21 protein-coding genes, 4 tRNA genes and 2 pseudogenes are annotated in these 24,324 nt (G+C 45.6%); 12 read left to right on the top strand and 15 right to left on the bottom strand.

Features of this window, described 5'->3' with window-relative positions; genetic code table 11:
• Positions 1-272: 272 nt before the first annotated feature.
• The 4 genes and pseudogenes from Q0101_RS02570 to ribH all read right to left on the bottom strand — a co-directional run bounded on the left by Q0101_RS02570 (position 273) and on the right by ribH (position 2,907).
• Positions 273-507, bottom strand: a pseudogene (locus Q0101_RS02570) (helix-hairpin-helix domain-containing protein).
• A gap of 216 nt (positions 508-723) precedes the next feature.
• The gene (pyrF, locus tag Q0101_RS02575; RefSeq protein WP_366939384.1) at positions 724-1,410 is read right to left on the bottom strand and encodes an orotidine-5'-phosphate decarboxylase; all 687 of its coding nucleotides are present in this window, start codon (positions 1,408-1,410) and stop codon (positions 724-726) included.
• Positions 1,411-2,060: 650 nt separating this feature from the next.
• Positions 2,061-2,435 (bottom strand): annotated as a pseudogene (gene nusB / locus Q0101_RS02580) (transcription antitermination factor NusB); the annotation flags it as partial.
• Between the two features lies 1 nt (position 2,436).
• A complete protein-coding gene (ribH, locus tag Q0101_RS02585; protein WP_005871379.1) occupies positions 2,437-2,907 on the bottom strand; it encodes a 6,7-dimethyl-8-ribityllumazine synthase in 471 nt (156 codons plus the stop codon).
• Between the two features lie 846 nt (positions 2,908-3,753).
• On the opposite strand from ribH, the gene sodB reads away from it, so the two are divergent.
• Positions 3,754-4,377 carry a superoxide dismutase [Fe] gene (gene sodB / locus Q0101_RS02590; RefSeq protein WP_297942027.1) on the top strand — a complete coding sequence of 208 codons (624 nt, stop codon included), beginning with the start codon at positions 3,754-3,756 and terminating at the stop codon, positions 4,375-4,377.
• A 259-nt stretch (positions 4,378-4,636) separates the two neighbouring features.
• Here the strand turns inward: sodB and Q0101_RS02595 are convergent, their stop codons facing one another.
• The 5 genes from Q0101_RS02595 to serS form a co-directional block, all read right to left on the bottom strand.
• Complete coding sequence (locus Q0101_RS02595) at positions 4,637-5,218, bottom strand: LysE family translocator (protein WP_297942030.1); 582 nt, start codon at positions 5,216-5,218, stop codon at positions 4,637-4,639.
• 476 nt (positions 5,219-5,694) lie between these two features.
• Positions 5,695-7,068 carry a sodium-dependent transporter gene (locus tag Q0101_RS02600; RefSeq protein WP_297942032.1) on the bottom strand — a complete coding sequence of 458 codons (1,374 nt, stop codon included), beginning with the start codon at positions 7,066-7,068 and terminating at the stop codon, positions 5,695-5,697.
• A gap of 9 nt (positions 7,069-7,077) precedes the next feature.
• Positions 7,078-8,553, bottom strand: a complete 1,476-nt coding sequence (rsfS, locus tag Q0101_RS02605; RefSeq protein WP_297942035.1) for a ribosome silencing factor — start codon at positions 8,551-8,553, stop codon at positions 7,078-7,080.
• Positions 8,550-9,338, bottom strand: coding sequence for a hypothetical protein (locus tag Q0101_RS02610; RefSeq protein WP_297942037.1), 789 nt, complete (start codon positions 9,336-9,338; stop codon positions 8,550-8,552). Before Q0101_RS02610 ends, rsfS begins: the two co-directional genes overlap by 4 nt.
• A gap of 7 nt (positions 9,339-9,345) precedes the next feature.
• Positions 9,346-10,596 carry a serine--tRNA ligase gene (serS, locus tag Q0101_RS02615; RefSeq protein ID WP_297942039.1) on the bottom strand — a complete coding sequence of 417 codons (1,251 nt, stop codon included), beginning with the start codon at positions 10,594-10,596 and terminating at the stop codon, positions 9,346-9,348.
• Positions 10,597-10,736: 140 nt separating this feature from the next.
• Here serS and Q0101_RS02620 point away from each other — a divergent pair, with 140 nt between their 5' ends.
• From Q0101_RS02620 to Q0101_RS02645, 6 genes are read left to right on the top strand one after another with little or no spacing between them, the layout of a single operon-like run.
• Positions 10,737-11,486 (top strand): DUF4198 domain-containing protein, encoded by a 750-nt coding sequence (locus tag Q0101_RS02620; protein WP_297942042.1) that lies wholly within the window; start codon positions 10,737-10,739, stop codon positions 11,484-11,486.
• 12 nt (positions 11,487-11,498) lie between these two features.
• Positions 11,499-12,275 carry a hypothetical protein gene (locus Q0101_RS02625; RefSeq protein WP_297942044.1) on the top strand — a complete coding sequence of 259 codons (777 nt, stop codon included), beginning with the start codon at positions 11,499-11,501 and terminating at the stop codon, positions 12,273-12,275.
• A complete protein-coding gene (cbiM, locus tag Q0101_RS02630; RefSeq protein WP_297942045.1) occupies positions 12,265-12,864 on the top strand; it encodes a cobalt transporter CbiM in 600 nt (199 codons plus the stop codon). The genes Q0101_RS02625 and cbiM overlap by 11 nt, the downstream gene beginning before the upstream one ends.
• The gene (locus tag Q0101_RS02635) at positions 12,861-13,502 is read left to right on the top strand and encodes a hypothetical protein (RefSeq protein WP_297942048.1); all 642 of its coding nucleotides are present in this window, start codon (positions 12,861-12,863) and stop codon (positions 13,500-13,502) included. Before cbiM ends, Q0101_RS02635 begins: the two co-directional genes overlap by 4 nt.
• Positions 13,499-14,146, top strand: coding sequence for a hypothetical protein (locus tag Q0101_RS02640; protein WP_297942050.1), 648 nt, complete (start codon positions 13,499-13,501; stop codon positions 14,144-14,146). The genes Q0101_RS02635 and Q0101_RS02640 overlap by 4 nt, the downstream gene beginning before the upstream one ends.
• On the top strand, positions 14,143-14,919 hold the full coding sequence (locus Q0101_RS02645; RefSeq protein WP_297942052.1) for an ABC transporter ATP-binding protein: 777 nt from the start codon (positions 14,143-14,145) through the stop codon (positions 14,917-14,919). The genes Q0101_RS02640 and Q0101_RS02645 overlap by 4 nt, the downstream gene beginning before the upstream one ends.
• A gap of 55 nt (positions 14,920-14,974) precedes the next feature.
• Here Q0101_RS02645 and Q0101_RS02650 read toward each other — a convergent pair.
• Together Q0101_RS02650 and Q0101_RS02655 are read right to left on the bottom strand one after the other, a co-directional pair.
• Positions 14,975-15,051: transfer RNA gene (locus Q0101_RS02650), tRNA-Glu, on the bottom strand.
• A gap of 126 nt (positions 15,052-15,177) precedes the next feature.
• Positions 15,178-16,587 carry a FibroRumin system radical SAM peptide maturase gene (locus Q0101_RS02655; protein WP_297942054.1) on the bottom strand — a complete coding sequence of 470 codons (1,410 nt, stop codon included), beginning with the start codon at positions 16,585-16,587 and terminating at the stop codon, positions 15,178-15,180.
• A gap of 320 nt (positions 16,588-16,907) precedes the next feature.
• Here Q0101_RS02655 and Q0101_RS02660 point away from each other — a divergent pair, with 320 nt between their 5' ends.
• Positions 16,908-17,168, top strand: a complete 261-nt coding sequence (locus Q0101_RS02660) for a helix-turn-helix transcriptional regulator (protein WP_297942057.1) — start codon at positions 16,908-16,910, stop codon at positions 17,166-17,168.
• A gap of 217 nt (positions 17,169-17,385) precedes the next feature.
• On the opposite strand, the gene Q0101_RS10680 is transcribed toward Q0101_RS02660, so the two are convergent.
• Positions 17,386-18,426 (bottom strand): 3-deoxy-8-phosphooctulonate synthase, encoded by a 1,041-nt coding sequence (locus Q0101_RS10680; RefSeq protein ID WP_366939387.1) that lies wholly within the window; start codon positions 18,424-18,426, stop codon positions 17,386-17,388.
• A gap of 51 nt (positions 18,427-18,477) precedes the next feature.
• The gene (locus Q0101_RS02675; RefSeq protein ID WP_297942060.1) at positions 18,478-19,065 is read right to left on the bottom strand and encodes a transglycosylase SLT domain-containing protein; all 588 of its coding nucleotides are present in this window, start codon (positions 19,063-19,065) and stop codon (positions 18,478-18,480) included.
• 128 nt (positions 19,066-19,193) lie between these two features.
• Here Q0101_RS02675 and Q0101_RS02680 point away from each other — a divergent pair.
• The 4 genes from Q0101_RS02680 (at position 19,194) to Q0101_RS02695 (ending at position 20,958) form a co-directional block, all read left to right on the top strand.
• Positions 19,194-19,269, top strand: a tRNA-Val gene (locus tag Q0101_RS02680).
• A gap of 60 nt (positions 19,270-19,329) precedes the next feature.
• A tRNA-Asp gene (locus tag Q0101_RS02685) sits at positions 19,330-19,406 on the top strand.
• A gap of 11 nt (positions 19,407-19,417) precedes the next feature.
• Positions 19,418-19,493: transfer RNA gene (locus tag Q0101_RS02690), tRNA-Lys, on the top strand.
• A gap of 238 nt (positions 19,494-19,731) precedes the next feature.
• Complete coding sequence (locus Q0101_RS02695) at positions 19,732-20,958, top strand: tyrosine-type recombinase/integrase (RefSeq protein ID WP_297942062.1); 1,227 nt, start codon at positions 19,732-19,734, stop codon at positions 20,956-20,958.
• Between the two features lie 1,507 nt (positions 20,959-22,465).
• Here the strand turns inward: Q0101_RS02695 and Q0101_RS02700 are convergent.
• Entirely contained in the window at positions 22,466-23,362 is an 897-nt protein-coding gene (locus tag Q0101_RS02700) for a hypothetical protein (protein WP_297942064.1), read from the bottom strand.
• A 13-nt stretch (positions 23,363-23,375) separates the two neighbouring features.
• Positions 23,376-23,789: a hypothetical protein gene (locus Q0101_RS02705; RefSeq protein WP_297942067.1), complete on the bottom strand. Its 414-nt coding sequence runs from the start codon at positions 23,787-23,789 to the stop codon at positions 23,376-23,378.
• Positions 23,790-24,324: the final 535 nt, after the last annotated feature.

Raw genomic sequence — 24,324 nt, forward strand, 5'->3', positions numbered from 1 at the left:
TCGCGCACAAAATTAAAGTAGCAAAAAATTTCATCTCTACCGTCCTTCCGCTTTGTGGCGCTCCATTATACGGCGCCCGTTAAATTTGCGCTCTGCGCCGCTCTATTGCATTGTGCTTGTAAAGCTCGCGCTTACAATTTGCGCCCTCAGAATTAAAGCACTCGTTAAATTTACGCTTTTTGCGCGGCGTCGTTTCGTGCCGCAAATACAGCCGCGTCGGTTGCTAGTAAATCCGTTTAAATTTATAAACGGCGCGGGTCAAATTCGTAAATTTAGTCCTTCCAAAGCCACCATTTTAGCTTGGCTTTGTCGGGACGAGGCGTATTGGCGTAGTAGCTGGTCTCGGTAAACGTAGAGGATGCATCTGCCGCGCCCGAGCGCCTTTGTGCGTTCAAACATTTCGTGTGGATCCGCACCCTTTAACGAAGCGATATCCTCGTAGCCGAGCGCCAGTAGATCCGCCTCGGTCGCCTCGCCGACATATGGGATTTTCTTAAAATCGCTCAAATTTACCTCAAATTTCTTTTAAATTCCGCCAAGCTCGCCGCTTTGAATGAAATTTTAAATTTTATTTGTGCGCGTTGCAAAGCTTGCTAAATTTTATCTTGCTGCCGTGCCGGCTCGCCGTTTAAGCCGCACTCGCGAGGTGATTTTATTAAAATTCTCTCGCACCGGAGCACTGTTTAAAATAATTTCGCGCCAAATTTCACGCAAGCGCGGGCGTTAAATTTGATCCAAAATCCGCTCGCAGATTTCGCGCGGGTTTTGTGCCTGGTATATCGGGCGACCGACCACGATAAAATCCGCTCCAGCCTCGCGCGCGACATCCAGATTTGCTACTCGCTTTTGATCTGCTGCACTCTCGCCAAACGGCCTTACGCCCGGGCAGAGCGTAATAAAATTTGCACTCGTGGCGTCCTTTATCAGGCGGCTCTCGAACGCCGAGCAGACCATGCCGTCAAGCCCCGCTTCGTAGCTCATCACGCCAAATTTGCGCACGGCTTCGCTTAAATTTTGCTCGTAAACCGCGCTAAATTCGGTCTCGTCAAAGCTCGTTAGCGCAGAGACTGCAAGCACTAGCGGACGCGAAGCTAGCTTGCCCAGTCGCTCCATCACCGTCGCCATCGCGCGCTTGCCGCTGCTTGCATGCACGTTTATCATATCGACGCCGAGCTTAGCGATCTCCTCGGCGGCATCAGCCATCGTGTTTGGGATGTCGTAGAGCTTTAGATCGAGGAAAATTTTAAAATTTCCAAGCTTTTTTAGCTCCTCCACAAATCCCGCACCGTCGCGCAAATAAGTTCGCAACCCAACTTTGAGCCAAATTTTATCCGAAAAGTCCGCAAGCTGCTCCGCCAGCTGTAAACACTCCTGCTTCGAGCCCAGATCAAGCGCGACGCAGAGTTTCACCGTTTATCCTTGCCGCGTACTGCGCCTTTGTTGCCCGCGGGTCTTTTTGAGAGGGTGCCTCTGCTGTCCGTAGATTTTTTCGGTGCGGTAGAGATTTTGCGCCCCGCGCTACTTTTGGGCGCAGTATTTTTACCTGCAGCGCTCTTTTTCAGTGCTGCGCTTTTGCCGACTCTGAAATTTCTATCCGCACCCTCTTTTTTCGGCACGACGTCTTTGCCTCGTTCGCCTGTCTTAAAATTTTTACCTCGCTCGCCAGCTTTGAAATTTTTGCCCGTTTTCTCCGTCCTGAATTTATCTCCGGCCTTAAAATTTCCCTCCGTTTTAAATTTTTTGCTCGCGGTGGATTCGGATTTTTTTGCGGACGCGCTGCGAGTTTTCAAATTAGCGGGCTTTTTAGACGGTCTGCTTCTGCTCGCCGTAGAATTTTTCGGCGCGCCGCCCCTCTTTGCTATCGTAAAATTTTTTGTCTCGCCGTCCGCGCCTGCGGGGATGAAATTTTTCGCCGTATCGTTGCTGTCCGAAACGGCGGAGTTTTTCGCCGTAGCAGGCTTAAAATTTTTGACTGCCTCCGTGATTGCTTCGGGATTTACGCTTGCCGTTGTATTCGGCTTGGAAATTTTATCCGCCGCGATGTTTACGGGGCTATCTTTTAGCGCGTCCAGCACGCCGTTTATAAATCTTGGCGAGATGCCAAGCTCCTTGGCGGAGTTGATCGCTTCGTTGATGACGATGCCTGCGTCGGTGTCCGTAAAGCGCAACTCATACGCCCCGAGCCGCAGTATAGCGCGCTCCAGAGCCGAAATTTCGGCGAGCTTAAATTCCTTTAAATTTTCGTCTATCAGCGCATCAACTGCAGCGAGATTTTCGCTAGCGCCGCGCAGAAGCGCCAGCGTCCAGTTGCGCTGCTCGTTGCGAATGCGCTTTTCTTCTAGATACTCGTCCGCAAAGTCCTCGCCGACGCCGTTCATATCCCGGGAGTAAAGCAGCGAGATCGCAGCGAGCCTGGCTTGGTGTCTGGTGGCCATTTTACGCCTTTATGTTGCGAAATAGGCTTAGAAGCTCGATCGCGCCGCTCATCGCCTCAAAGCCCTTGTTGCCGGCCTTTGAGCCTGCACGCTCGATCGCTTGCTCAATATTATCGGTAGTCAGTACGCCGAAAGTCACGGGCGCGCCGTATTTTAGCATGGTGTTTGCAATACCTTTGCTTACCTCGGCGCTTACGTAGTCAAAATGCGGAGTAGAGCCGCGGATCACCGCACCTAGGCAGACGACGGCGTCGTAGAGCTTGGAGCTTAACGCCTTTTCAAGCGCGAGCGGGATCTCAAAAGCGCCCGGCACCAGCATCAGGCTTAAATTTTCCTCCTTGCCGCCGTGGCGCAAAAACGCATCGTGTGCCCCCTCGACTAGGCGATCGGTGATGATGTGGTTGAAGCGGGCGTTGATGATTAGGATCTTTTCGCTGCCCTTAAGAGCAAGCAAGCCTTCGATGATTTTCATAGTTTTCCTTTGCGTTAAATTTAGCGCTAAGCTTAGCTAAATTCGCCAAAATTCTAAATTAATTTCAGCATCGCGGCGCTTGAAATTATGAGAAATAGTAGGCGCTTTGCGCGCCGAAATTTTCTCGCAGCGGAGGAATACGCCCGGCATTGCGGCGCTGATCGTACCGATGCCTGTGTATATCGCGTAGGTGAAGCGGCATCTGCCGTATCGCAAGGGATAAAAATCCAAGCGAGAGAGCGAAATTTACCGATAAAAGCGCTATTAGGACGCATTTACGCGCGAAGTTGCCGCCTTTTGCAAATAACCCAAGCAGCACCACGCCGTTAACCTAAAAGCAGCCCGCGATCAGCAAAAACAGCCCGTAGATCACGATTTCTCGCTTTTTATCAAGATGACGCCCAAGCTTAGCGTGAATATGAAAAATATGCGAAGTAAGTTAATCTCCAAGTCCTCTTTTAGCGCGACGATCGTTTAGAGTGAAGTGATAAAAAGCGTGTCGAGGCCCGTGTATAGGACGTATGCGAGTACCGCGCTATGTATTTAAAAGCAAGTATAAATATAAAAAAGCTCGCAATTACGCGGGTGGAGGTCAGTAGCCAATCGTGCATACTGGCAGCGTGCTTAAACCCGTGCGCCCAGTCGCACTCAAAAAGCGATACGATGATGACAGAAGCAAAGCCTTTGGTTATTCAAAATCGCCTAAATTTTAAATTTGAAGTGCGATTATAACAGGAGCGAACTTAGATTGAAATTCGTCTTAAAATTAATCCTAAATAATAAATTTTATTATTCGTTTAGAAATTTTTGGCTATAATCGCTCCAAATCATTTCAAGGAGAGAAAGATGTTTAAACTTAGAGAGTTGCCGTTCGATGCGGCGCACAACGCGGTCGTAAGCAAGCAAACCTGTGATTATCACCACGGCAAGCACCACGCGACCTATGTGGCAAATTTAAATAAACTTACCGAATCGGGCGAGTTTGCGGGCAAGGGGCTTTACGAGATCGTAACGGCTGCCAGCGGCGGGCTTTTTAACAACGCCGCGCAGGTTTACAACCACGATTTTTACTGGGATTGCATCGCAAAGCCTAGTGAGCCGTCTGCGGAGCTAAAATCGGCGCTAGCGGAAAATTTTGCGGATTTTAAAAGCGAGTTTTTGGCTGCTGCTACGGCGCATTTCGGCTCGGGCTGGGTGTGGCTCGCTTACGATCCGAAATCGGGCAAGCTTTGTATTAAAGCGACTCAAAACGCCGCTACGCCGGTGACCGAAGGGCTCGTGCCGCTTCTGGTTGTGGACGTTTGGGAGCACGCGTATTACATCGATGAGCACAACGCGCGCCCGAAATATCTGGAGAAATTCTACGCAGGCATCAACTGGGAGTTCGTCTCAAGCGCCTACGAATGGGCTAAAAAAGAGGGTCTCGGCTCTGTGAAATTTTACATCGACGAGCTTCACGGCAGAGATTAAATTTTAAAATTTAAGCGCACGCGGCGAGGCGATGCTACACAAAGCCAAAACCGCCTAAACGCGCTGTAGGGTTCGCTACGGACGATAATTGCCACGTCGTTTAGCGTACGCGGTCGATCGCTTAAAATTTTAATTCAAAGCTAGCGGCTAAATTTCGGAATTTGTCTCGGAATTTAGCCGCGGCAATATCGCTTTTCAATCTATCTTTTAAATTTAATAAAATTCTATCAAAGCTCGGGCGCTAAATTTAATCAAAATTTTAGCCCAAAATCATCCAGAGCCCGATCGCGCACATCAGCACCGAGCAGAAAATTTCGAGGTATTTCAAATGGGTTTTCAGCAGATTTTTTAGCACCGCTCCGCCCAGCGCGTAGATGCTAAGGCAGATACTTTCGCTGGCGCACAAGATCGCCACGAGGGCGAAAGTGCGCGCGCCAAAAAGATTGCCCGCATCCAAAAACGGCGGAAAGAGCGCGGTGAAAAATATCCACGCCTTGGGGTTTGAGACCGCGACTACGAAGCCTTGCAGAAAGATATTTTCGCTACGCTTCTGTTTTTGCAGCTTAAAATTTCCGCGTGCTAAAAAAGTCGCGACGCCCAGATAGAAAATATACGCGCCGCCTAAAATTTTAATCGCGCTAAGCGCCGCAGGGTGCGCAAGCAGAATGCCCGCGACGCCGAATATGCACGCAAGCGCCACGAGCGTGACGCCCAGCACCTGCGCCAGCAGCGCAGGCAGAGCTCTAAGATAGCCGCGCGCGATGCTGAGATTTAGCGCGTAGGTCATGTTGATGCCCGGCATCAGCGATATCGGGAAGATCGTAAGAAAAAACAGAAGCATTGCAAACCCCTAAATTGTGGCTAAATTTTAAATTTTATCTCTCGCGATACGGCTCCGCTGTAATAGATTTTAAAATTCTAAAATTTAACGCGCTGCGCTGAGGCGAATAAAATTTTAAAATTCCGCCGCACCGCGGAACTGCACATTGCGAGCTGTCATCTAGAATTTTGCACATCGCTTTATTGCGCTTCATCATTGCGATATGCCGTGCGCCGCGACGCCCCCAAGCTTTTCTTGGGGCGGGAAGGGGGCTTGGATTGCGAGGTCGCTCCCCTTCCCGCCCCAAACCCCACCTAATCCCCGACGACGCCTTACAAGAGGCAGGACGCGCTTGCGTTAAATTTATATTATAGCTGCGGCGTAGCGTGCAGTATCGCGTAAAAACTCACGCCGCAGTGTGTGTAACAGAGCGAATGAAATTTTAAAATTCTACCGCACCGCCGTGGGCAAATTTAAAATTTAAAACTCTCGCGGCTTTAAATTTGGCCGAAAATCCCGTACCCGAAGATCACCGCGATGATGAGCGGCAGGATAAATTTGACGTATAAAAACCAAACTCCCGCGAGTCTTGCGCCCAGATCACCTTCGTTGGTGAGCTCGTAGATCGCGTCCTTTTTCAGCACCCAGCCCACGTAGATGCAGCACAGAAGCGCCGTTAGCACGAAAAATACGTTCGCGCTTACGAAGTCGAAGGCGTCAAAAACCGAGCGTCCCAGAATTTTGACGTCCGCAAGCACGCTGCTTGAGAGTATGCAGGGTAGGTTGCCGAGCACGAAGACGCCGCCGAGCGTTAAATTCACCGCCTTTAGCGTCGAAAATGAGAAGCGCTCCTCGACGAAATTTATGATGACCTGATAGATCGTGATTGACGTCGTAAGCGCGGCGATGAGCAGGATCGAGAGAAAGACCACCGCGACGGCGTTGCCGAACGGCATGTGCGAAAACGCGATCGGAAGGCTCTTAAAAACCAGCGACGAGCCGCTGCTCGGCTCAAGCCCCGCGCTAAAGAGCGATGGGAAGATCATAAAGCCCGCAAGCACGGCGATGAGGGTGTTTACGACTGCGGTGATGGTGGCCGTTTGCATCAGCTTCTCGTCTTTATTGAGGAAGCTAGATAGCGTGATCATCACGCCGAAACCGAGTGAGAGCGCGAAAAAGACCTGACCCAAAACGTCGATCAAAAGCTTGGGCGTGATCTTGGCAAAATCGACGCCGAGATAAAATTTCACGCCTTCCTTTGCGCCTTCTAGCGTTAAATTTGTAAGAATTACGGCGATGAAGCATAAAAATAGCGCGGGCATTAGAAATTTTACGAATTTTTCGATCCCCTCGATGATGCCGTTTTTCAAAATGTACCAGTTGATCGCTATGAAAACGAGCGTGTAAGCTCCGACGCCGAGCGGGCTATTTTCGATGTGATCTGCGTAGAATTTCTGCGTGAATGCGGGGTCTGTGATCCGCGCGGAGAGGTCGAAGTTGCCGCTTATGATGTTTACGATATAGGTTAGCACCCAGCCGCCGAGGACCATATAGTAGGCTAAAATTCCAAACGCGCCGATTACGCCCATGATGCCGGCGATCTTCCATGCCGGCTTTATGGGCGAGCCGTCCTTTTTAGGCGCTGCGAAGGCATCGACGCAGTTTTTTAGCGCGCGGCGTCCGATGACGTTTTCTACTAAGATCATCGGGATCCCAAGCACGATCATTGCGATGCAAAATATGAGCACGTAGGCGCCGCCGCCGTTTTGCCCGACTAAATACGGAAACCGCCACGTGCAGCCAAAGCCGATCGTGGCGCCTGCGACGGTTAAGATATATGTGAGCTTGCTGCTCCAGGTCTGTCTCGGCACGCTCCCTCCTTAAAATTGCTCTTTTTTGAGCTTGTCGAGGAAGTCCTCGATATTGTATTTGGCGCGGTAAGTCTCGCTGATGAGATGGACTATGATGTCGCCGAGATCGACGACGCTCCACTCATCGCCGCTTTCGATAGCCAAAAACTCCTCGCCGAGCGGCTTAAGCACGCTTTTTAGCTCCTCGATGAGCGAGGCTGCGTGGCGGGCGGTCAGCATAGTGGCGATAACTACGAATTTCGCGATGTATTCGCGCCCCTCCATATCGATGATCTGGACATCTTCGGCTTTCTTTTCGTTTAAAATTTCGGCGATCTTTTCCGCCCTTTGCTTTGGATCTTGCATATCTTTCCTTTTATAAAATTTTATGACCTCTGCTGCGATCTTGGGCGGGATTTCGCCTTTGAAATCTCGCCTAAAACCGCTTGAGCTCGTATCTACGGCAATCTCGATCCGCCTTAGGTCCGCCCACTGCCGCGGGATCTCGTAGCCGGGCCTCGTAAGCACGACAAACTCCGCTAATTTCTGAAGCTCGCTAAAGTCGCGCCATTTATGAAGCTCCGATAGGTTGTCGGCCCCCACGACGATGTAGAGCTTTGGTGCGGTGTCTGTATGGTTTGCGCTATTTGCTTTGCTTACTTCATCTGCACTGCTCACATCGCTTGCGTTTGCGCTTAAAATTTCGTTCCGGGTAGCGCTCGGAATTTTGCTAGTGCTCAAAATTTCGTCCCCGACGGAGTTTGAAGTTTCTCTCATGACGATATCGGACACTTTGCTTGCGACGAGGCTTGAAATTTTATCTGCACTTAAAATTTTGCTTGCGTCGTTTGCACCGCTCGTATTACTTTTGCGGCCGCCCGAAATTCCACTCACCGTGCTTTGCGAAATCCCCTTTGTTTCACTTCCATCGCAGGTCGAAATTTCATCTGCCACGCCGCCTTGCATAGCTTCGTTTTTTGCGTTAGCGGGGATGCTCGTCCCGCCCGTAATATCGGCGGAGCAGGCGTCGCTGCTTAGAATTTTACCTATATCGCACGACAAAGCTCCGTCCGTCTTCTCGGATAAAATTTCGTCTGCACTACCAGGAGTATAAGCACCGGCAGAAATTTTATCTGCAATATTTGCGCCGTTAGGTAAAGCCCTATCCGTTACGGCTGTCGGGGTTTCGCTCGTCGAGGCTGCCGTCTCCGCCGCGATTTTGCCGTATTTTTCGAGCAGAAATTTCACGCTTTGTATCGTGGGTACCGGCACGTTTTGCGAAATTTCATAATCGCTCACCTCCACGCCCGGGGCGTCGCTCCACAGCGCGCGGCACCATCTAAGCCGCAGCTGCGGAGGCGCAGAAAAGCTTTTTTTAAACGGGTTTAGAAACGACGGCATTATGACCAGCAAATCGGGCTTTAGGGCTGATAAGATCGCCTTTACCGCGGCGGCGTGTCCTGCGTGCGGCGGATCGAAACTACCGCCGAAAAGCGCGATCTTCACGCGCCCGCTCCGCGCCGTTTCATGCCGCAAAATTTTTCGCCCTTCGCCGCAAATTCTGCGGTATAAAATTTTGCACGGCGCAATCTTGTTTTATGAAATTTTACGCCGCAAAATTCCGTTTCGTCAAATTTTGTTGCAAAAAATCCCGCGTTTTGCGGCGCGGTAAATTTAAAGGGCGTGGCGGCGCAAAGGCTATGACTGCGTCGCAGCCCTTTTGCGGCGATAAATTTAAAAAGCGCGCCGCCGCGGAATTTTACCCCGCCGAATTTTGCTTCGCTAAATTTCGTTTTAAGCTCTAAATTTGGCGTCTGGAACTTCATCTCGCTAAATTTCGTATCGTGAAATTTAGCCGCATAAAATTTCGCAGTGCAAGCTAGAAAACCCGTCTCGCGCGATCTTGCTTTGTAAAATTTAACGCCGCGTGTCCTAAATTTTGATTTGCAGAATTCCGTACCGCGAAAGTTCGCTCCTAAAAATTCCGTTCCGCAGGTCGTAAATTTCGCGCTATTAAATTTCTCGTTATGAAATTTAAAATGCGAGTGCCGTGATTGCCGAATTTGTCGCGTATGACGAAGTATTTCATTGCAAAATTTAAAATCGCGAAGCTTGGCATCGCGTGCTTCAGGCTCTGCGGCGCAAAATTCCGCTTCGCCGAATTTTGTTGCAAAAAATCCTGCGTTTTGCAGCGCAAAAAATTTAACGCCGCGATCCATAAATTTTTCCGCGCAAAATCCAGCAGCTGCGAAGCGGGCGTTAGAATTGGGGTTTTTGTAAGGCTTTCGCACGGGCCGCCTACATATATTTTTCTAAAACGCGCGGGATTTCGATGCTGCCATCCTTGCGCTGGTAGTTCTCCATCACCGCGATCAGCGTGCGGCCGACCGCGAGCGAGGAGCCGTTTAGCGTGTGAACGAGGCTGTTTTTCTTGCCGTTTTTGAAGCGGATCTTGGCTCTGCGCGCCTGAAAATCGCGACAGTTGCTGATCGAGCTGATCTCTCTGTATTGGTTCTGCCCCGGCAGCCAAACCTCCAAATCCACGGTCTTTGCGGCGCTAAAGCCAAGATCGCCGCTGCAAAGAAGCATGTGCCTGTGCGGAAGGCCAAGGCTGCTTAGCAGATCGCTCGCGCATGAAATCATCTCCTCAAGCATCTTTGCGCTATCCTCTGGGCGCGTGATGGCGACGAGCTCGACCTTTTCAAACTGATGTTGGCGGATCATACCGCGCGTATCGCGCCCCGCCGAGCCCGCTTCTTTGCGAAAGCAGTGGCTGTAGCTGGTGAGCTTGATCGGCAGCTCCTCGCTGCGTAAAATTTCATCGTTAAAGAGATTTGTCGCCGTAACCTCGCTCGTAGGGATGAGGTAGAGGTTTTGCTCCTCGTCGTCAACGCGGTAGAGGTCGTCTTTAAATTTAGGCAGCTGGCCCGTGCCGTAGAGGATCTGATCGCGCACCAAAAACGGCATATTTACGAGCTCGAAGCCGCGCGAGTTATTAAATTCGATCATGTAGTTGATGAGAGCCATATTCAGTTTCGCACCCAGCCCGCGGATCGCGGTGAAGCGGCTGCCACTGAGTTTGACGCCGCGCTCGAAATCAAGCCATCCCAGCGCCTCGCCGAGCTCGAAGTGCTGCTTGGGCGCGAAGTCGAATGTGCGCGGATCAAGCACCCTTTTGATACAGACGTTTTCGTTCTCGTCCGCGCCGATCGGCACGTCGTCGTCGATGATATTCGGCACGCACGCGGCAATCGCCTCTAAGTTTTGCTCGCGCTCATTTACAAGCTCGCTTAGGCTTTGGATCTTTTGCTTGTTTTCCTCAAGCTGCGATTTTAGCGCGCCTACGTCCTTGCCTTCGCGCGCGGCGAGACCTAGTTCCTTGCTCTTTGCATTTTGCACGGCTTGAAGGTTCTCTAGCTCCGTCTTTTTAGATTTTAGCTCGTTGTAGGCATCCAGTAGCGTTTGCAGGGTCTGCGGCGGGACTTTTTTGGCGATGAGTTTTTTATTAAATTCGTCGAAATTCGTCTCGATAAGTTTTAAATTTATCATTTTCTGCCTCTTTTTGGTAATTTAAATTGCGACATTTTAACTAAAGTTTGCTTTAAATACTCAAAATAAACCCACATTTAAGCAATACGGATGAAAAAAAGTGATACAATTCCGTAATATTTTATTATGAAAGGTATTACATGAAGGCAAAATTTGCTTTTTTAGGAATTTTCGCGGCGAGCCTTGCGTTCGCGCATTTCGGCGTTCTTACGACGGATAAAAATGTCGTAGAGGATCAAAAAGACGCTATCGTAAAGCTAAATTTGGAATTCTCCCATCCGTTTTTACAGGAGACTATGAATCTACAAAAGCCCGCAGAATTCGGCGTTTTTATTGACGGCGAGAAAAAATCGCTCCTAAGCGGTCTAAAAGAGCAGAAAAAGGGCGAAAATTCCTATTTTGCGGCGGAATTTAAAGCCGACAAACCATCGCTTTTGGCGTTTTATTTCGATCCGAAACCCTATGCCGAGCCAGCCGAGCGCAAGATGATCCGCCATATCACCAAAACCTATGTTGATGCTTACGGCGCGGGCGAAGGCTGGGATAAGCCGCTCGGGCTAGAGGCGGAGATCGTACCGCTCGTGCGGCCTTATGCGCTGTATGCAGGCGAGATATTTAGCGGAGTTTTTTTATTGCACGGAAGGCCCGTCCCAGGCGCGGACGTAGAGATCGAGCTATATAACGATAAAGGCTACAAAGCCCCTAGCGAGGCGCATGTCACGCAGGTCGTTAAAACCAACGGCGCGGGCGAGTTTAGCTTCGTGATGCCGGTTGCTGGCTGGTGGGGCTTCGCGGCTCTTAGCGAGGAGGAAGCCGCCAAAGGAAGCGAGCAGCCCGTAAATGAGCTGGGCGCCGTGCTTTGGATCAAGACGGACGAGCTGAAAAAATAAGGGAGCGGCTCGGTGAGATCTCTTTTTTCGGGCGAAATTTGCGCCGCTGCGGATAAATTTAAATTTGCGTTTGAGCGGAGTTTTGAAATTTTATTTTCGTACGTTTTGCTTGGCGATGTAAAATTTCCATCGAATTCTGCAGTTAAAATTTTAAATGGCAAAATTCCGCCGAGTAAAATTTTAAGTAACGAAGCTCTGCTGCGTAAAATTTTGCTCGGTAGAAATCCGCTCTTAGGAGCTTCGAGCGATGGTATTGTTCTGCTTGCGATTTTTCGCAAGCGTAGAAATTCGCTCTTAGTAGCTTCGAGCCGTAAAATTCCATACCCGTGGATTTACGAGCGTAAAATACCAGCACGTAAAATTTCGTTTTTTGAAATTTTAAAAACCCCGGCTTTTGAAATTTCGCAAGCTCTGTTTTGCCGCGCAAGCACCGCGCCGAGATTGCTCGGAGCCTTAAATTTTGCGTCGCGAAATCCGCTTGCCGCTCTTATAAATGTAGCAAGCGAAAATTCTTGCGCCATGCAAGCCGTAAAATTTATCAAATTTACTGGTTCCGTAAGTGGTTCCGAGACCGCTCCGAGTCTTGCGCTGACAGCCGCCGCAAATAGGACGCAAGCTGCGAGTTTTACAGCCGCAAATTTTGCCGCGACTAAAGCCGTAAAAGCAAGGCCTGTAGCAATCAAGGCAATTATCGCAAAGGTCGAAAAGCTATTAAATTTAGATACTTCGCGCGTTTTTGCGCGTCTAAAAAACGGGAGCGATTTAAAGGAGGCGAGCCGTGCATATTAGCGAAGGAGTTTTGAGCGCGCCCGTGCTGCTAGCTGGCTGGGCGGTTACGGCGCCTGCGGTAGCGGCGATTTTATGGCGCGTAAGGCAGTCTGAAATCCCTAGGATCGCATGTTTTAGCGCGCTATTTTTCGTCGCCTCTTTCGTGCACCTGCCCGTGGGTGTTAGCTCAATGCATTTGATGCTAAGTGGGCTCGTGGGCGCGTTTTTGGGCTCACGAGCGATCTTGGCGATTTTTGTCGCGCTGTTTTTGCAAGGGGTGTTTTTCGGCTTCGGAGGGCTTAGCGTGCTAGGCGTAAATACCGCAGTCATCAGCTTTCCAGCGGTTTTGGGCGGGCTCTTTGCCGCCGCCGCAAAAGCGCAAGAGCTAAAAGCGCGCATGCAAAAAATTTATCTATTTTTAGCGGGTTTCGTGCCGATCGTCTGCTCGATGCTGCTTCTTGATCTCGTGCTTTTCATCAGCGGGCGGGAGTTTTTTGCTATCGCGACGCTCATCTCGCTCGAAGGCGCGATCCTGGCTGTTTTGGAAGGAATCATCACCCTTTTTGCGCTTAGCTTTATTGCGAAATTTTACGGCGGACAAAGGCGATGAGAGCACTATTTTTCTTAACGGTTTTGAGCTCCTTCGCATTTTCGCATGCGCTTCATCTTTTCGCGACGCAAGAGGGCGATAGAGTGGCGATTTATAGCTATTTTTATAAAAATTCTCCCTGCATGGAGTGTGAAGTTTTAATCAGTGTGGACGGGCGCGAAATTTTGCGCACTAGGACCGATAAAGAGGGACTTGCGAGCATACGAATACCCGCGAAAAATTTTACTATTCAAATTTACGGAGGTGCAGGGCATGGTGCGCAGATGGAATTTAGCGCCGAAGGCTTTACGCCGCAGGATTCCAGTGATCCTGAAAATTCCACGCCGCAAAATTCTGACGTTTCTGAAAATCCTGTGCCGCAAAATTCGAACGCCGCTAAAAATTCCGCGTCCAAAGACAGCGCATCTAAAAATATCGCGCCGAAAGCTAGTACGCCTGAAAATAAAATTTCAAGCGCTTCAAAGCCTTTGGAAAATTCCACCTCCCAAAGCATCTCGCCGAAAGAAAACTCCAAAAATGACATTCAAAGCCTGGCGTTTCAAAGCCAGTCCGCCGAGGCGCCTAAAATCGCGCTTTGTTTGGCCTTGATTTTCGGCTTTTTTGGCTTAATGTGGCTAGCGAAAAGAGCGCGCAAATGAGCCCCGCCGTATCACTGCTCGCGTTTTTCATCTTCAGCTTCGGCATCGGACTTAGCGAGCAGCTTTACGCGGCGTTTTTTGCCCCGCCGCTACTTCTTTTTGCGCTTAAAATTTCGATTGCGCGCGCAGTATGTGCAAGGCTTGCGGTATTAAATATCTTTGCTATTTTAAGCGCGTTAAGCCCCGCCATAGTCGGCAACTACGAGCTTGCGGGTGTGATATTTTTGCGCGCGAATTTGATAATGGCGTTTGCGATTTTGCTATTTTACGGCAAGGATGAATATTTTTTCGCGCGCGGATTTTACGGGCTCGGGCTCGGCGAAAAGCTAAGCTCTTTGGTGTATTGCTGCGGGCGATTCGTAAATTTTTTACGCTCGGATTTGGCGAGACTGCAAGCTCTTTTGCGGATGCGCGGATTTGTAGGGACGAGCGGAATTTTCACCTATAAAATTTATGCAAATTTAGTTGGGATTTTAGCGATTTCGGCGCTTGAGCAAGCAAGAAATTTAAGCCTGGTGATGAGCGCGCGAGGGTTTTGCGGTAGGCTATTTTACGAACGTCTCGATGGTTTGGGCGTCTCGGAGGCCTCGTTTTTGACGTTCGTGCTGGCGTGCGTATCTGTTAAAATCGGAGCTATCTTATGAGCTGCTCGCTTAAGGCGCTGGATTTAAGCGCTAAAAACGGCGAGCGAGAAATTTTTCGCGGCGTAAATTTGAGCGTAGGGCATAAGGAAAAAGTGGCGATCTTGGGCGCGAACGGGCAGGGCAAGACGAGCCTGCTTCAAATTTTAGGCGGCCTAAGGCAATGGGGCGAGGGCGAGATCGAGCTTTTCGGCGAGAAGCTTGAGTGTGCGGAGGATTTTATAAAATTTCGCCACGAGATCGGGTTTTTGTTTCAAAACAGCGACGATCAATTCTTGTGCGCGAGCGTGTTTGAGGACATCGCATTTAGCCTGCGTGCGCAAAATGAGCGGCTAAAACGAGCGCAAAATGCGGAGCAAAGGCGTGGAATTTTTTCTAAATTTTTTGGTCGTAAGGCGCAAATTTTAAGGCAGGGCAACGAAAACGACCATCTAAAAAAGCTTGAAATTTTAAGCGAAGAGCAGATCGAGCGCAAGGCGCTGGAGACGCTGCGACGCTTGGGAATCGAACATCTGTGCGAGCGGGTGCCCTTTCATCTAAGCGGCGGCGAGAAAAAGCTAGTGGCGCTTGCGGGCGCGCTGGTATGCGAGCCTAGGATACTGCTACTGGACGAGCCTACGACGGCGCTTGATGAGGCGATGCAGGAGCGCGTGGCGGGGATTTTGGCGGGGCTTGACGTAAGCGAAATCATCGTCTCGCACGATAAAAGCTTCATCGATAAAATCGCAGATAAAATTTATTATTTAAAATCTGACGGGCTGTATGAAAGTCCATGATAAAATCATAGATAAATTTATCGTTTAAAATCATGAGGCTTGTATAAGTCCATAATGGCGACCCTTGCGGGATTTGAACCACGCGTTTTCGCACTGAGAATGCAACGTCCTGAGCCACTAGACGAAAAGGTCAAGAGGCCGCATTATAGCGATAAAAACAAAATTTTAGATAAAATGCCTAAATTGTTATAAGCTCTTAAAGGTTATTAATGACGTCATAATGCTAAAATATATAAAATATTCACTATTTGCAAAACACTATTTCGTTAATTTCTCAACTTCGCATTTTTCATAAATTTCGCTATTTTCGCCTTTTGTTATGATCCTATGCAGGTCTGAGATCAGAAATTTTAAACTCTCTTTTGCGTGAATACAAAATCTCCTATCCAAAGAATCAATCGTATTGCCTGCTTTTTCGTTTGCCGCACTTATCGGACAGCCGCCACCACAAATGCCAAGAGCTTCACATTCTTGACATTCATCCTTTTCAGGTGGCGAGAGATGGCGAAATCTTTGCCAAATTTCATTGGTCGTCGGATTAAAATTTTCATCCAAGACATTCGTTACAAAATATTTTCTATCATACAAACAGCCTTGGCAAATTCCCACATCTCCGTTTGCCGCAATTACAATCTGTCCACCGCTTGTGGCTGCACAATCTGAAAAATAAACGCTTGATTTTGCAAAGGATTTTACCTTTCTCATCATTCTATCTTCATAAATTCCAAGCTTGCGCAGTTCTTTAAACATTTCGATTAAAAACTCACTCGTTTTTTGATAATGTAAATCCGAGATATTCTTATCCGACATTAAAATATTAAAACCAAAGCCTTTTATATTGTATTTTTTGACAAGCTCAAGCATATCGTTTTTATTTTTGATACTATCTTGCGTAAGCGTTACGGAAAGCGAAATTGGAACCCCAAGCGACTTTGCCAAATCAAGTTTTTGTATAATTTTTTCAAATACAAAATTTCCGCCGACATCCACGCGCATTTTATTTGTTTCGTCATTACAACCGTCTATCGAAATACCGATATTTACGCCAAGTTCGTTTAGCTTTAAAAGCCTTTGTTTGTTTAATAAAAGCCCGTTTGTAACCAAGTCGAATTCAACTTTTTCTAAAACTTTATAACTCTTTTTAAGCTCGTTAACTTTATTTACTATAAAAACAAGTGTTTCAAAATTTAAAAGTGGTTCACCACCGTAAAATAAAATGGTAGGCTTGGAATTTTCATCGAAATTTGCACTTTCGAGCTGTTTTATGAAAAATAAAATTCCATCCATTGCCGTTTGCTTACTCATATTTTCTTTTTTGAAGCGCTTTCTCTTTTCCTGATTATTGTTGCCTAAAAAGCAATATTTACAGGCCAGATTACATTGTTCGCTTAAAATAAAATAGCATACGTTTATTTGCGGCTGAGGAATAACCGATTTTACAAAATTTAAAATTTTTTCATCATCGCCCTCTTTGACTAAAATTTTATACTTTATCAATTCATCGATTTCGCATTTTAAATCTTGTGATAATTTCACGTTTTTGTCAACGGTCTCTTTTATTTTCTTAAATTTGTTATCGCTTAAATAGATCGGCTTCATCCTTAAAGAGTTATATAATGCTACATCATTACCTACATGAAAGGCGAAGCCATATTTTGAAAAAATCATAAAAATCCTTGAAATAGTATCGGCGGATTTTGGTCCGCCGATAAATTTTTAGCATATTTCCCATGCAATTTCGTCGTTTTCACTTCTGCGACCGCGGCACGAGCATACGCACATGCCACAACTGCATGAGCAAAAGCAAGCGCAAGTTCGGCCTGCGACAACTTCAACAATTTTGCCGAATAGCTTTTCATATTGATTTATAGTGGCGCTCATTTCTTCTCCTTTCTCTAGAAATTTACTAATTACTTATCCTATAGGATATAGATTTGAGGATTTTATCCAAATAAAGTTTAATTTTTACTTTACCTATAGGATAAAAAATGAGTGAAAATTTAGTTTTTTTTGACGGCGACGAGATACGAAATTTTTATCTGCAAATCTCCTCCAACGTCCGCAAACTACGCGAAAGCAAGGGTATGAGCCAGCTGGATATGGCGCTAAGTATGGATATAAAGTCAGTCGCGTTTTACTCAAACTGCGAGAGTTGCCGCTACGACAAGCACTTCAATCTTGAGCATATTTATAAAATTTCAAAAATTTTAGGCATCGAGGTCGGGGAAATTTTTAAATTTGAGGCTTAAAAATTTATAAACTTGAAAGTTTGAATTTTTGGCAAAACAGACAATGATCAAACGCAATGATAAGTCTATCGATTTATGCTCAGATGTCTTTACATTTTTAGGTGCGAACCATGCGTGTATTATAAAAATTTTAACGCCCGTCCGGCGAGCGTTAAAATTTCAAACCGCCTTTTAATAAGCATCAAGAAAAAGCAAATTTTGCCAATATATTAAAATTTTAAAATCCGAGCACTTTTTGAATCGCGAGCGTCTGCGCTACGACGCGCTCTAGCTGCTGCAGATTTAGCATATTCGGTCCATCCGAAAGCGCGTGGGCGGGATCAGGGTGCGTTTCGTAAAAAAAGCCGTCCACGCCCACGGCCGCCGCCGCTCGCGCGAGATACGGCACGAAGCGCGAGTCGCCGCCGCTCGTAGCGCCGATACTAGGCATCTGCACGCTGTGCGTCGCGTCGAAAATCACCGGCGCAAACTCGCGCATAATCGGCAGCGAGCGCATATCGACGATCAAATTTCCGTAGCCGAATGTGCTACCGCGCTCAGTGAGCCAAACGCCGTAGCGGCGCGCCAGATCGTGCATATCGCCGCCGCTTGGTTGCGGGGCGCTTTGAGCGGAATTTGCAGCGCCTTCGGTACTGCAAGCATGGGCGGAATTTTGCGCGTCCGATCGTGCGCTGCAAGAATTTTGCGCGCCTAGCGCGGAAGAGCCGTCATTCGCACCGCTTCGAGCGCCGCTTTGCACGCCGCAAATTTCGGTATCGCTGGAGCAGGCGCTGTTTTGAGCAGCCTTTGTACCGCCAGATGCCGCGCCGCTTTGCGGGGTATAAGCCCGTGCGCTGCGGGTTTGCAGCACCTTTTCGACGCTATGTTTCATCGCCTGCGGCGATAAAAACTGGCCTTTTTTGATATTTACTACCGCTTGCGTGCTGGCTGCGGCGACGAGTAGGTCGGTTTGGCGGCACAAAAACGCGGGTATTTGCAGCACGTCGGCGACGCGCGCGACGGGCTTTGCCTGGTAGCTTTCGTGGATGTCGGTTAAAATTTTATAGCCGAATTTTTCCTTTACCTCGGCTAAAATTTCACAGCCGCGCTCAAGCCCCGGGCCGCGGAAGCTTGAGATGCTGGTGCGGTTGGCTTTATCGAAGCTGCTTTTGAAGTAAAATTCCACCCCACTCATTTCGTTAAATTTGCGCAAACTTTCCGCGACTTTCATTATTAGCTCGCGGCTTTCGATCACGCAGGGTCCTGCGATCAGTATCATGAAATATCCTTTTTTAAAATTTGCGCGATTTTAGCGAAATTTTACTAACTCTTAATAGGGCTTGCCGAAAAATTTCTCGTAATGTTCGTAAAATCGCTTGTAGTAGGGGTTTGAGTAGCGTTTGCGCATGCCGTAGTTGTAGCACTCGATCGTGTCTTTGATATTTTTGTCTTTGGCGTTCCAGCATTTGCGTAGGATTTTAGCACATTTGGTGAGATTATACATCGGATTAAATATATAATCGATCTCGTTTTGGCTGAAATTTACGGCGTTTAGCTGCCCGAGTCCTACGTCGATGCTAAATCCGTCCTCATATAGGTATTTAGCGATCTGCACGGCGTAAATTTCGTTTGCCGGTATGATCGTAACGACCCATTTGCTGGAATTTAGGCTGTAGTTGCTTGTTTTAATGCGGATATTTTGATTGCGCAGGCCTGCAAAATAATCGGCGTTTGCTTTGTTTGTCAAAAAGGAGATCGTATAGGGCTCGAAGTCGCTTTCGATTTTGACGATGGTGTATAAAATTTCAGGTTTTACCCCTTCGTTTTGCGCTACTGCGGCGATGGCGTTTACGATCTCGTTTGGCGAGTAAGCGGGGGCTTGAAGCGCTAAAAACAGGGCGAAAACCAACTTTTTCATCTAAATTTACCGAGCCTTTGATAAAATTTTATGTCGCAAGTATAGCACAATTTCAGTCTTTTCATCATTGTTTAAGTGAAAATTAATCGTATTGGATATATAATCACATTTCTTTTTTAAACCCAAACGGTCGCTTAGCTCAGCTGGTAGAGCGCCACCCTTACAAGGTGGATGTCGCAGGTTCGATCCCTACAGCGACCACCATTTTGAAATCCTTGGATTTCATACTTCTTTAGCACTTGTACCGCAAGTGTGATTTTTGGTGCGACGGTAGTTCAGCTGGTTAGAATGCCGCCCTGTCACGGCGGAGGTCGTGGGTTCGAGCCCCATTCGTCGCGCCACTTCTTAGGATGTCTTGCTAGCTCAGTAGGTAGAGCATCTCACTTTTAATGAGGGGGTCGTTGGTTCGAATCCAACGCAGGACACCATCTATCAAATTTTCCCCCTCTCTTTAGTTTTTTGATTTTTTTAAAAGCCCTGTTTTACGGCTTTTTCAAATTTTTTCAAAAAAATTTCAAATGCTAAAAACGCTAGATTATACAGGCGGTTTAAGAGAAACTACTATATATTAAAAAATGTATAGTAGCTCTTAAGCTTGTTAAACTCTTTGGAAACTTTTATAATTTGTCCTATGAAACTATATGAAATTTTAAAGGATAAGCAGTTATGAAAGTTTTTTCTAAAATTAAAGACGATCCAGCTTTTAAAACAGATCCCGATAAAGTGATAAGAAATTTCTCCCTGCCTTATCGCAAAAATACTATGGTAGAAATGATAGATGAGCATATAGCAGTTAGATTTTACCGCTCATTTACTAAAAAGGGAGAGCAAACAATCCATAAGCACTATCACTATTGCATAGGCGGCAAGCTAATTAAGTCTTTAGGTAATGCAGATGAGATAAGCCTAAGCGAAGCCAAAGAAACTCTTAAAGATTTAATGATAGATGATTCTGCCAAGCTGATCCCTGCTAAAAATACTCTGGCAAGCGTTTATAGACAGTTTTGCAGACATAACGGTAACGTCGCATTAGCAACTTCTAAAAGACGAGATATGAGCTTTAAGGCTTTAAGGGATATTTGTGACAAAGATATAAACAAGATAAGCAAAAAGGATATTATGCCGATACTGGATTATTATTACGATAATGAGAAGTACGCTTCCTTAGAAATTTTATTCAAACTTATTAAAAGGCTATTTCGATATGCTCGCATAAGAGATATTTCTAAAAATCCATTATTTGCAGAAGAGGTGTTTAAGGACTTTTATAATATACCTCGCCATAGCGAATACCCATATATAAAAGATGACTTGGATTTAACCGTACTTATTAAATTTATCATGAACTATCCTCATCAAATAGGTGTTAAGAACGCTTTGATCTTTGGACTGCTTACCGGGCTAAGAAGCTCAAACGTAAGAAATTTAACCCATGAGCATTTAAAAATAGGTGATGATGGAGAATACTACTTACTATTCCCGCAAGATGAGAATAAGGTAAAAAGCAATGGAGATGAACATCTGGGACTTCCTAGAGAAGTAGGGCAATGGCTGCAAAGGTTACACGCTCATAATAGCAGCTGCCCGTTATGCTTTGCCAATACGCAAGGAGAGGTACTAAGCGATATGACTCTAGTTAAAGCGCTTAAAACCTATGCTCCCGTAATAGCTAAGAATAGATTAGTCTTTCACTCTTTTAGAAAGATACTAGAAACCTTTGCATATGAGAAAATCCATGAGAACAAGCTGGATCCTTATAGCATTGAACGCACCCTTTTTCATGCACAAAGAGAGATACAAAAGATTTATAACAAAGCTACGAATATTGAGAATACGCGTAGGGTTCTAACATGGTGGCTAGGTTATTTAAAGGGGTTGGGGTTTAAATTTTAAGGGGAGAAAGAGGAAGGCTAAAGGGATTGCTTCTTGTGAGGTTTTATACAGTTTAGTATGCAGAGTTTTATTCCAAACCTATTGAGAAGCTTACGCTCTCCACGAACGCAATAATCCATAAATGCTATAATGCCATAAGGAGCTTAAATTTCATTCTTAAGTATAGAATTGAGCCTTAAGATCACATTTCTACTATGGATAGCGCCTTTAAGTCTATATGCCATGTGTTTTAGAAATTTCCGGATAAGCGGAAAAATAGTAAAGTAGGAGGGCTAGAGCGAAACCTACCACAGCTTGTCATTCTCTAGCCTGCCGTAATTTCGGTGAAATTTTGGAAAGTTATGAGCAGAATTCACAGTATGGGTTTAGAATCAGAGGTGGATTTGCGCGGCTAATTAAGAACATGCGAGCTACCTTTAATCTCTTTTAAAAAAGTGTTGGCTTTTCTCTTAGCATATTATAGCTATCCCTTTCTAGCACTTGTCCTAATTTTAATGACTACCTCTTTTTAAGCGCCCTCGCGTTTTTTGATCCAAAGACAAGTGTCCGTGAGGATAGGGCTATGATAGAGTTTGATATTTTAATACTCTAGGTTCACTGGGTTACTTCATTGCTTTTATATCTATCTAGGCTTGTTAAAAACAACAATCTTCGTTTAAAAAAACAGCTCACACCATTTTTTTGTTTTCTGGCTATATTGTTTTCATAAGGTATTTTTTAAAATATCCTTATAATGTTTTTACTAAGGAGAAAGAATGTTTTATATGTTAAAAAGCCTTTAGGCTTTTTGAAGTAGCCTTTAAAGTTTATATATTACGGTTTTTCGATGGGTTACGTTATCGGTAATGTTTTTATTGATAAGCCTAAGCGCTTATCAAGCATTCTTAATCTTTAGTTCCCCGCTGGCGGTTTGGGGTAATAAGAAAAATCGCAGAGGTGCGTTATAGCTTCGCACATTAATCTAAAAAGCTTCTGTTTTAACTAAATTCTAAAGATGTAACGTCTTTTTGCCCCTAGAGTTTTTCCCTAGATAGCTTTCTTATTCGTTTTATTTATTGCCTAAGTGCATTAAATTTAAAAAGGGGGCTATCTGAAAAGCCGCGTGGAGGTAGCGCCTCCGTTAAAGGTTACGGGGCTGATTCGCTCGTCGCTAGCGGAGCATTTGCTCGTCTGCTACCGCCGTTGCGATTATTCCTTGTAGGGATATTATTGCATAGAGGGACATTCTTGCAGTGCATAAGCAGCGTAAATTTCTCAACTAAATCAGCATTTTATCCATTGCAGGGATATTTCTCTTTTTACTAAGTGCCGTTTAGATATGCTTTTTATAACTTTTTGGAATATTTCTTTGCTAAAGCAGCTCCTTATTGCAAATAGTAAATTCTGGGGGATATTCTTATGCGGTCTTGCTTTGATAAGGCATTTAAGCGCCCGAAAGCATCTATCTAGCCATCCACTCTTTTAATCAAACCTAAGTAATGCCTCTAATCAAGCCAAGTCACCTATACTATAACCCAACCAAGTAATGCCTAGTTATCTCCACTCTTGAATGCCCCATATCTATAGATACCTGAGCTAAAGCCTCTATATGACTCATACCCTCTTTGCGTAACTCCTCATATCTTTCTTGAGCAAAGTTATATCTAAGCCCATGTGTTCCTCTTTTGTCTGCTCCTGCTGCTTTTAGATCTTTTACGTAAGCATTCTTTGGGGCATAGTATCCAGATTCTTTAGCGAGCTTTAGCTGTTTTATAGTTTTATCGCTTAGCTTTTTGGTGCTATAGCATAAGCCGTTCTTACTACCTAGTATGGTTATACTATTATCATCGTTGATTTCCCATTTGCTTGAGTTAATGGCATCATCCAGTCTTAGCCCCGCTTCCAATTGAAGTTTAGCGGATATATAATATAGTGAGCTTAATTGCATATTGCTTATGATTTTATGTGGGTTTTCATAGGCTCTGTTATAATGCCTTTTACGAAGGTTCATACCATTTTTCTTAAATTCTTTCCGGACATCCGTAATATCTTTTCCCGATACGTTTAGCCCTAGCTTACTACAATTATCAAAGCTCTTAGCTAATGCAGATATATAGGTATTAAGCGTTCCGCCGCTTATTTCATTTGCTTTTAGCAGTAGCCACTCTCTTGCACTGTCGGCATTGATGTTTTGCGTTATTTTTTGACCGTGCTTAGCTTTAAGAAATCCTATATATTGAGTAGTTACCGCTCTTAAGTTTTGAATACTTTTAATGCTATGGGCATATACGCTCTTTGCATGACCATTTTGTCCTTTAAGCTTGCTATTGCGTCTTACGTTACTTTTAGATATTCCTATACCGTTTGCTTGCCTCATAATCTGAGAAATAATAGCTTTAGCGTTCATTCTAGTGTGTAGAGCCATGATTTATATACCTTTATCTTTTTAATAGTCTTGCTACGCTTGATTTGCTGGTTTGTATGCCGTAGTTTTTCCATAGAATATCCGCTATTTTTTGATAGCTATGGCCGCTTTTATGCAGGGATTTTAAGCAATCCTTATAATTTGCTATTTTTGATTTGACTGGTTTTTTCTTTGGGCCTAGTAGCTTTTTATACTCTTTATTTACTACTTCGCTTAAGGCTCTTTTATCTACTTTCATATCTTTGTAATAGTGCAATATACCATTAAGTGCATTATCCGCTCTTTTCTTATCATGCCTTGCTCTACTAATATATGAGATAAAGGTATTTACTAGCCATATAAGCTCATTCTGATTGGCAGTTTCTTGAGCTTTATCGTTAAAGACCCTTATGCCTTTCTTAACTCTTAAAAGATTTTCGTAATGCATAGTTACTCCTTTGTGATAGATTTTGTGGTAAATTTAAAGATTACCGATCTATTATAATGTAGAAAATAAAAAAGCTTGGAGATTCATTATTTTTATGTAACTTTATTGCCTTTCAATAGCTTCGTTGTTCTTTTCGGCAGATTTATTGCTTTCATTAAGTTTTGTTATTCTTTTCGGCAGTTTCATTGTTTTTAGAAGCGTCATTGTGCTTCGTTGTTTTTTGATAGATTCATTGTCTTTTCAGAAGCTCTATTTTTTCAACAGCTTAGTTGTTTTTTCAGTAATTTCATTAGTTTCTATGGGGCTTCGTTGTTTCTTATAAAAAGGCTCGGTGATAGAGAATGGTGGAATCTGATATTGCGGATGTTATGAAGGGCATAATAGGAAAGGGGGGATGATGGATATTAAGCAAGGAAAGCGTTCGGAGGCATTCGTTTTTAGGTTTCGTTTTATGTGGAGGATTTCGGGGTTGGTTTTGAGTGGAATATTTTGTTGAAGGGCGGGTATGAATTGGGCTTTGAAGGCATAAAGGGTG

The sequence above is a fragment of the uncultured Campylobacter sp. genome, assembly GCF_937921625.1.
In the GTDB taxonomy this organism is placed as follows: domain Bacteria; phylum Campylobacterota; class Campylobacteria; order Campylobacterales; family Campylobacteraceae; genus Campylobacter_B.

What these genes read in the sequence shown, in the direction of transcription:
- Q0101_RS02635 (WP_297942048.1), top strand. Translation starts at nt 12,861, where the DNA reads ATGAGAGCACTATTTTTCTTAACGGTTTTGAGCTCCTTCGCATTTTCG.
- serS (WP_297942039.1), bottom strand. Translation starts at nt 10,596, where the DNA reads ATGATAAATTTAAAACTTATCGAGACGAATTTCGACGAATTTAATAAA.
- Q0101_RS02695 (WP_297942062.1), top strand. Translation starts at nt 19,732, where the DNA reads ATGAAAGTTTTTTCTAAAATTAAAGACGATCCAGCTTTTAAAACAGAT.
- Q0101_RS02675 (WP_297942060.1), bottom strand. Translation starts at nt 19,065, where the DNA reads ATGAAAAAGTTGGTTTTCGCCCTGTTTTTAGCGCTTCAAGCCCCCGCT.
- Q0101_RS02640 (WP_297942050.1), top strand. Translation starts at nt 13,499, where the DNA reads ATGAGCCCCGCCGTATCACTGCTCGCGTTTTTCATCTTCAGCTTCGGC.
- Q0101_RS02655 (WP_297942054.1), bottom strand. Translation starts at nt 16,587, where the DNA reads ATGATTTTTTCAAAATATGGCTTCGCCTTTCATGTAGGTAATGATGTA.
- Q0101_RS02700 (WP_297942064.1), bottom strand. Translation starts at nt 23,362, where the DNA reads ATGGCTCTACACACTAGAATGAACGCTAAAGCTATTATTTCTCAGATT.
- Q0101_RS02595 (WP_297942030.1), bottom strand. Translation starts at nt 5,218, where the DNA reads ATGCTTCTGTTTTTTCTTACGATCTTCCCGATATCGCTGATGCCGGGC.
- ribH (WP_005871379.1), bottom strand. Translation starts at nt 2,907, where the DNA reads ATGAAAATCATCGAAGGCTTGCTTGCTCTTAAGGGCAGCGAAAAGATC.
- Q0101_RS02620 (WP_297942042.1), top strand. Translation starts at nt 10,737, where the DNA reads ATGAAGGCAAAATTTGCTTTTTTAGGAATTTTCGCGGCGAGCCTTGCG.
- Q0101_RS10680 (WP_366939387.1), bottom strand. Translation starts at nt 18,426, where the DNA reads ATGATACTGATCGCAGGACCCTGCGTGATCGAAAGCCGCGAGCTAATA.
- Q0101_RS02645 (WP_297942052.1), top strand. Translation starts at nt 14,143, where the DNA reads ATGAGCTGCTCGCTTAAGGCGCTGGATTTAAGCGCTAAAAACGGCGAG.
- Q0101_RS02705 (WP_297942067.1), bottom strand. Translation starts at nt 23,789, where the DNA reads ATGCATTACGAAAATCTTTTAAGAGTTAAGAAAGGCATAAGGGTCTTT.
- sodB (WP_297942027.1), top strand. Translation starts at nt 3,754, where the DNA reads ATGTTTAAACTTAGAGAGTTGCCGTTCGATGCGGCGCACAACGCGGTC.
- Q0101_RS02660 (WP_297942057.1), top strand. Translation starts at nt 16,908, where the DNA reads ATGAGTGAAAATTTAGTTTTTTTTGACGGCGACGAGATACGAAATTTT.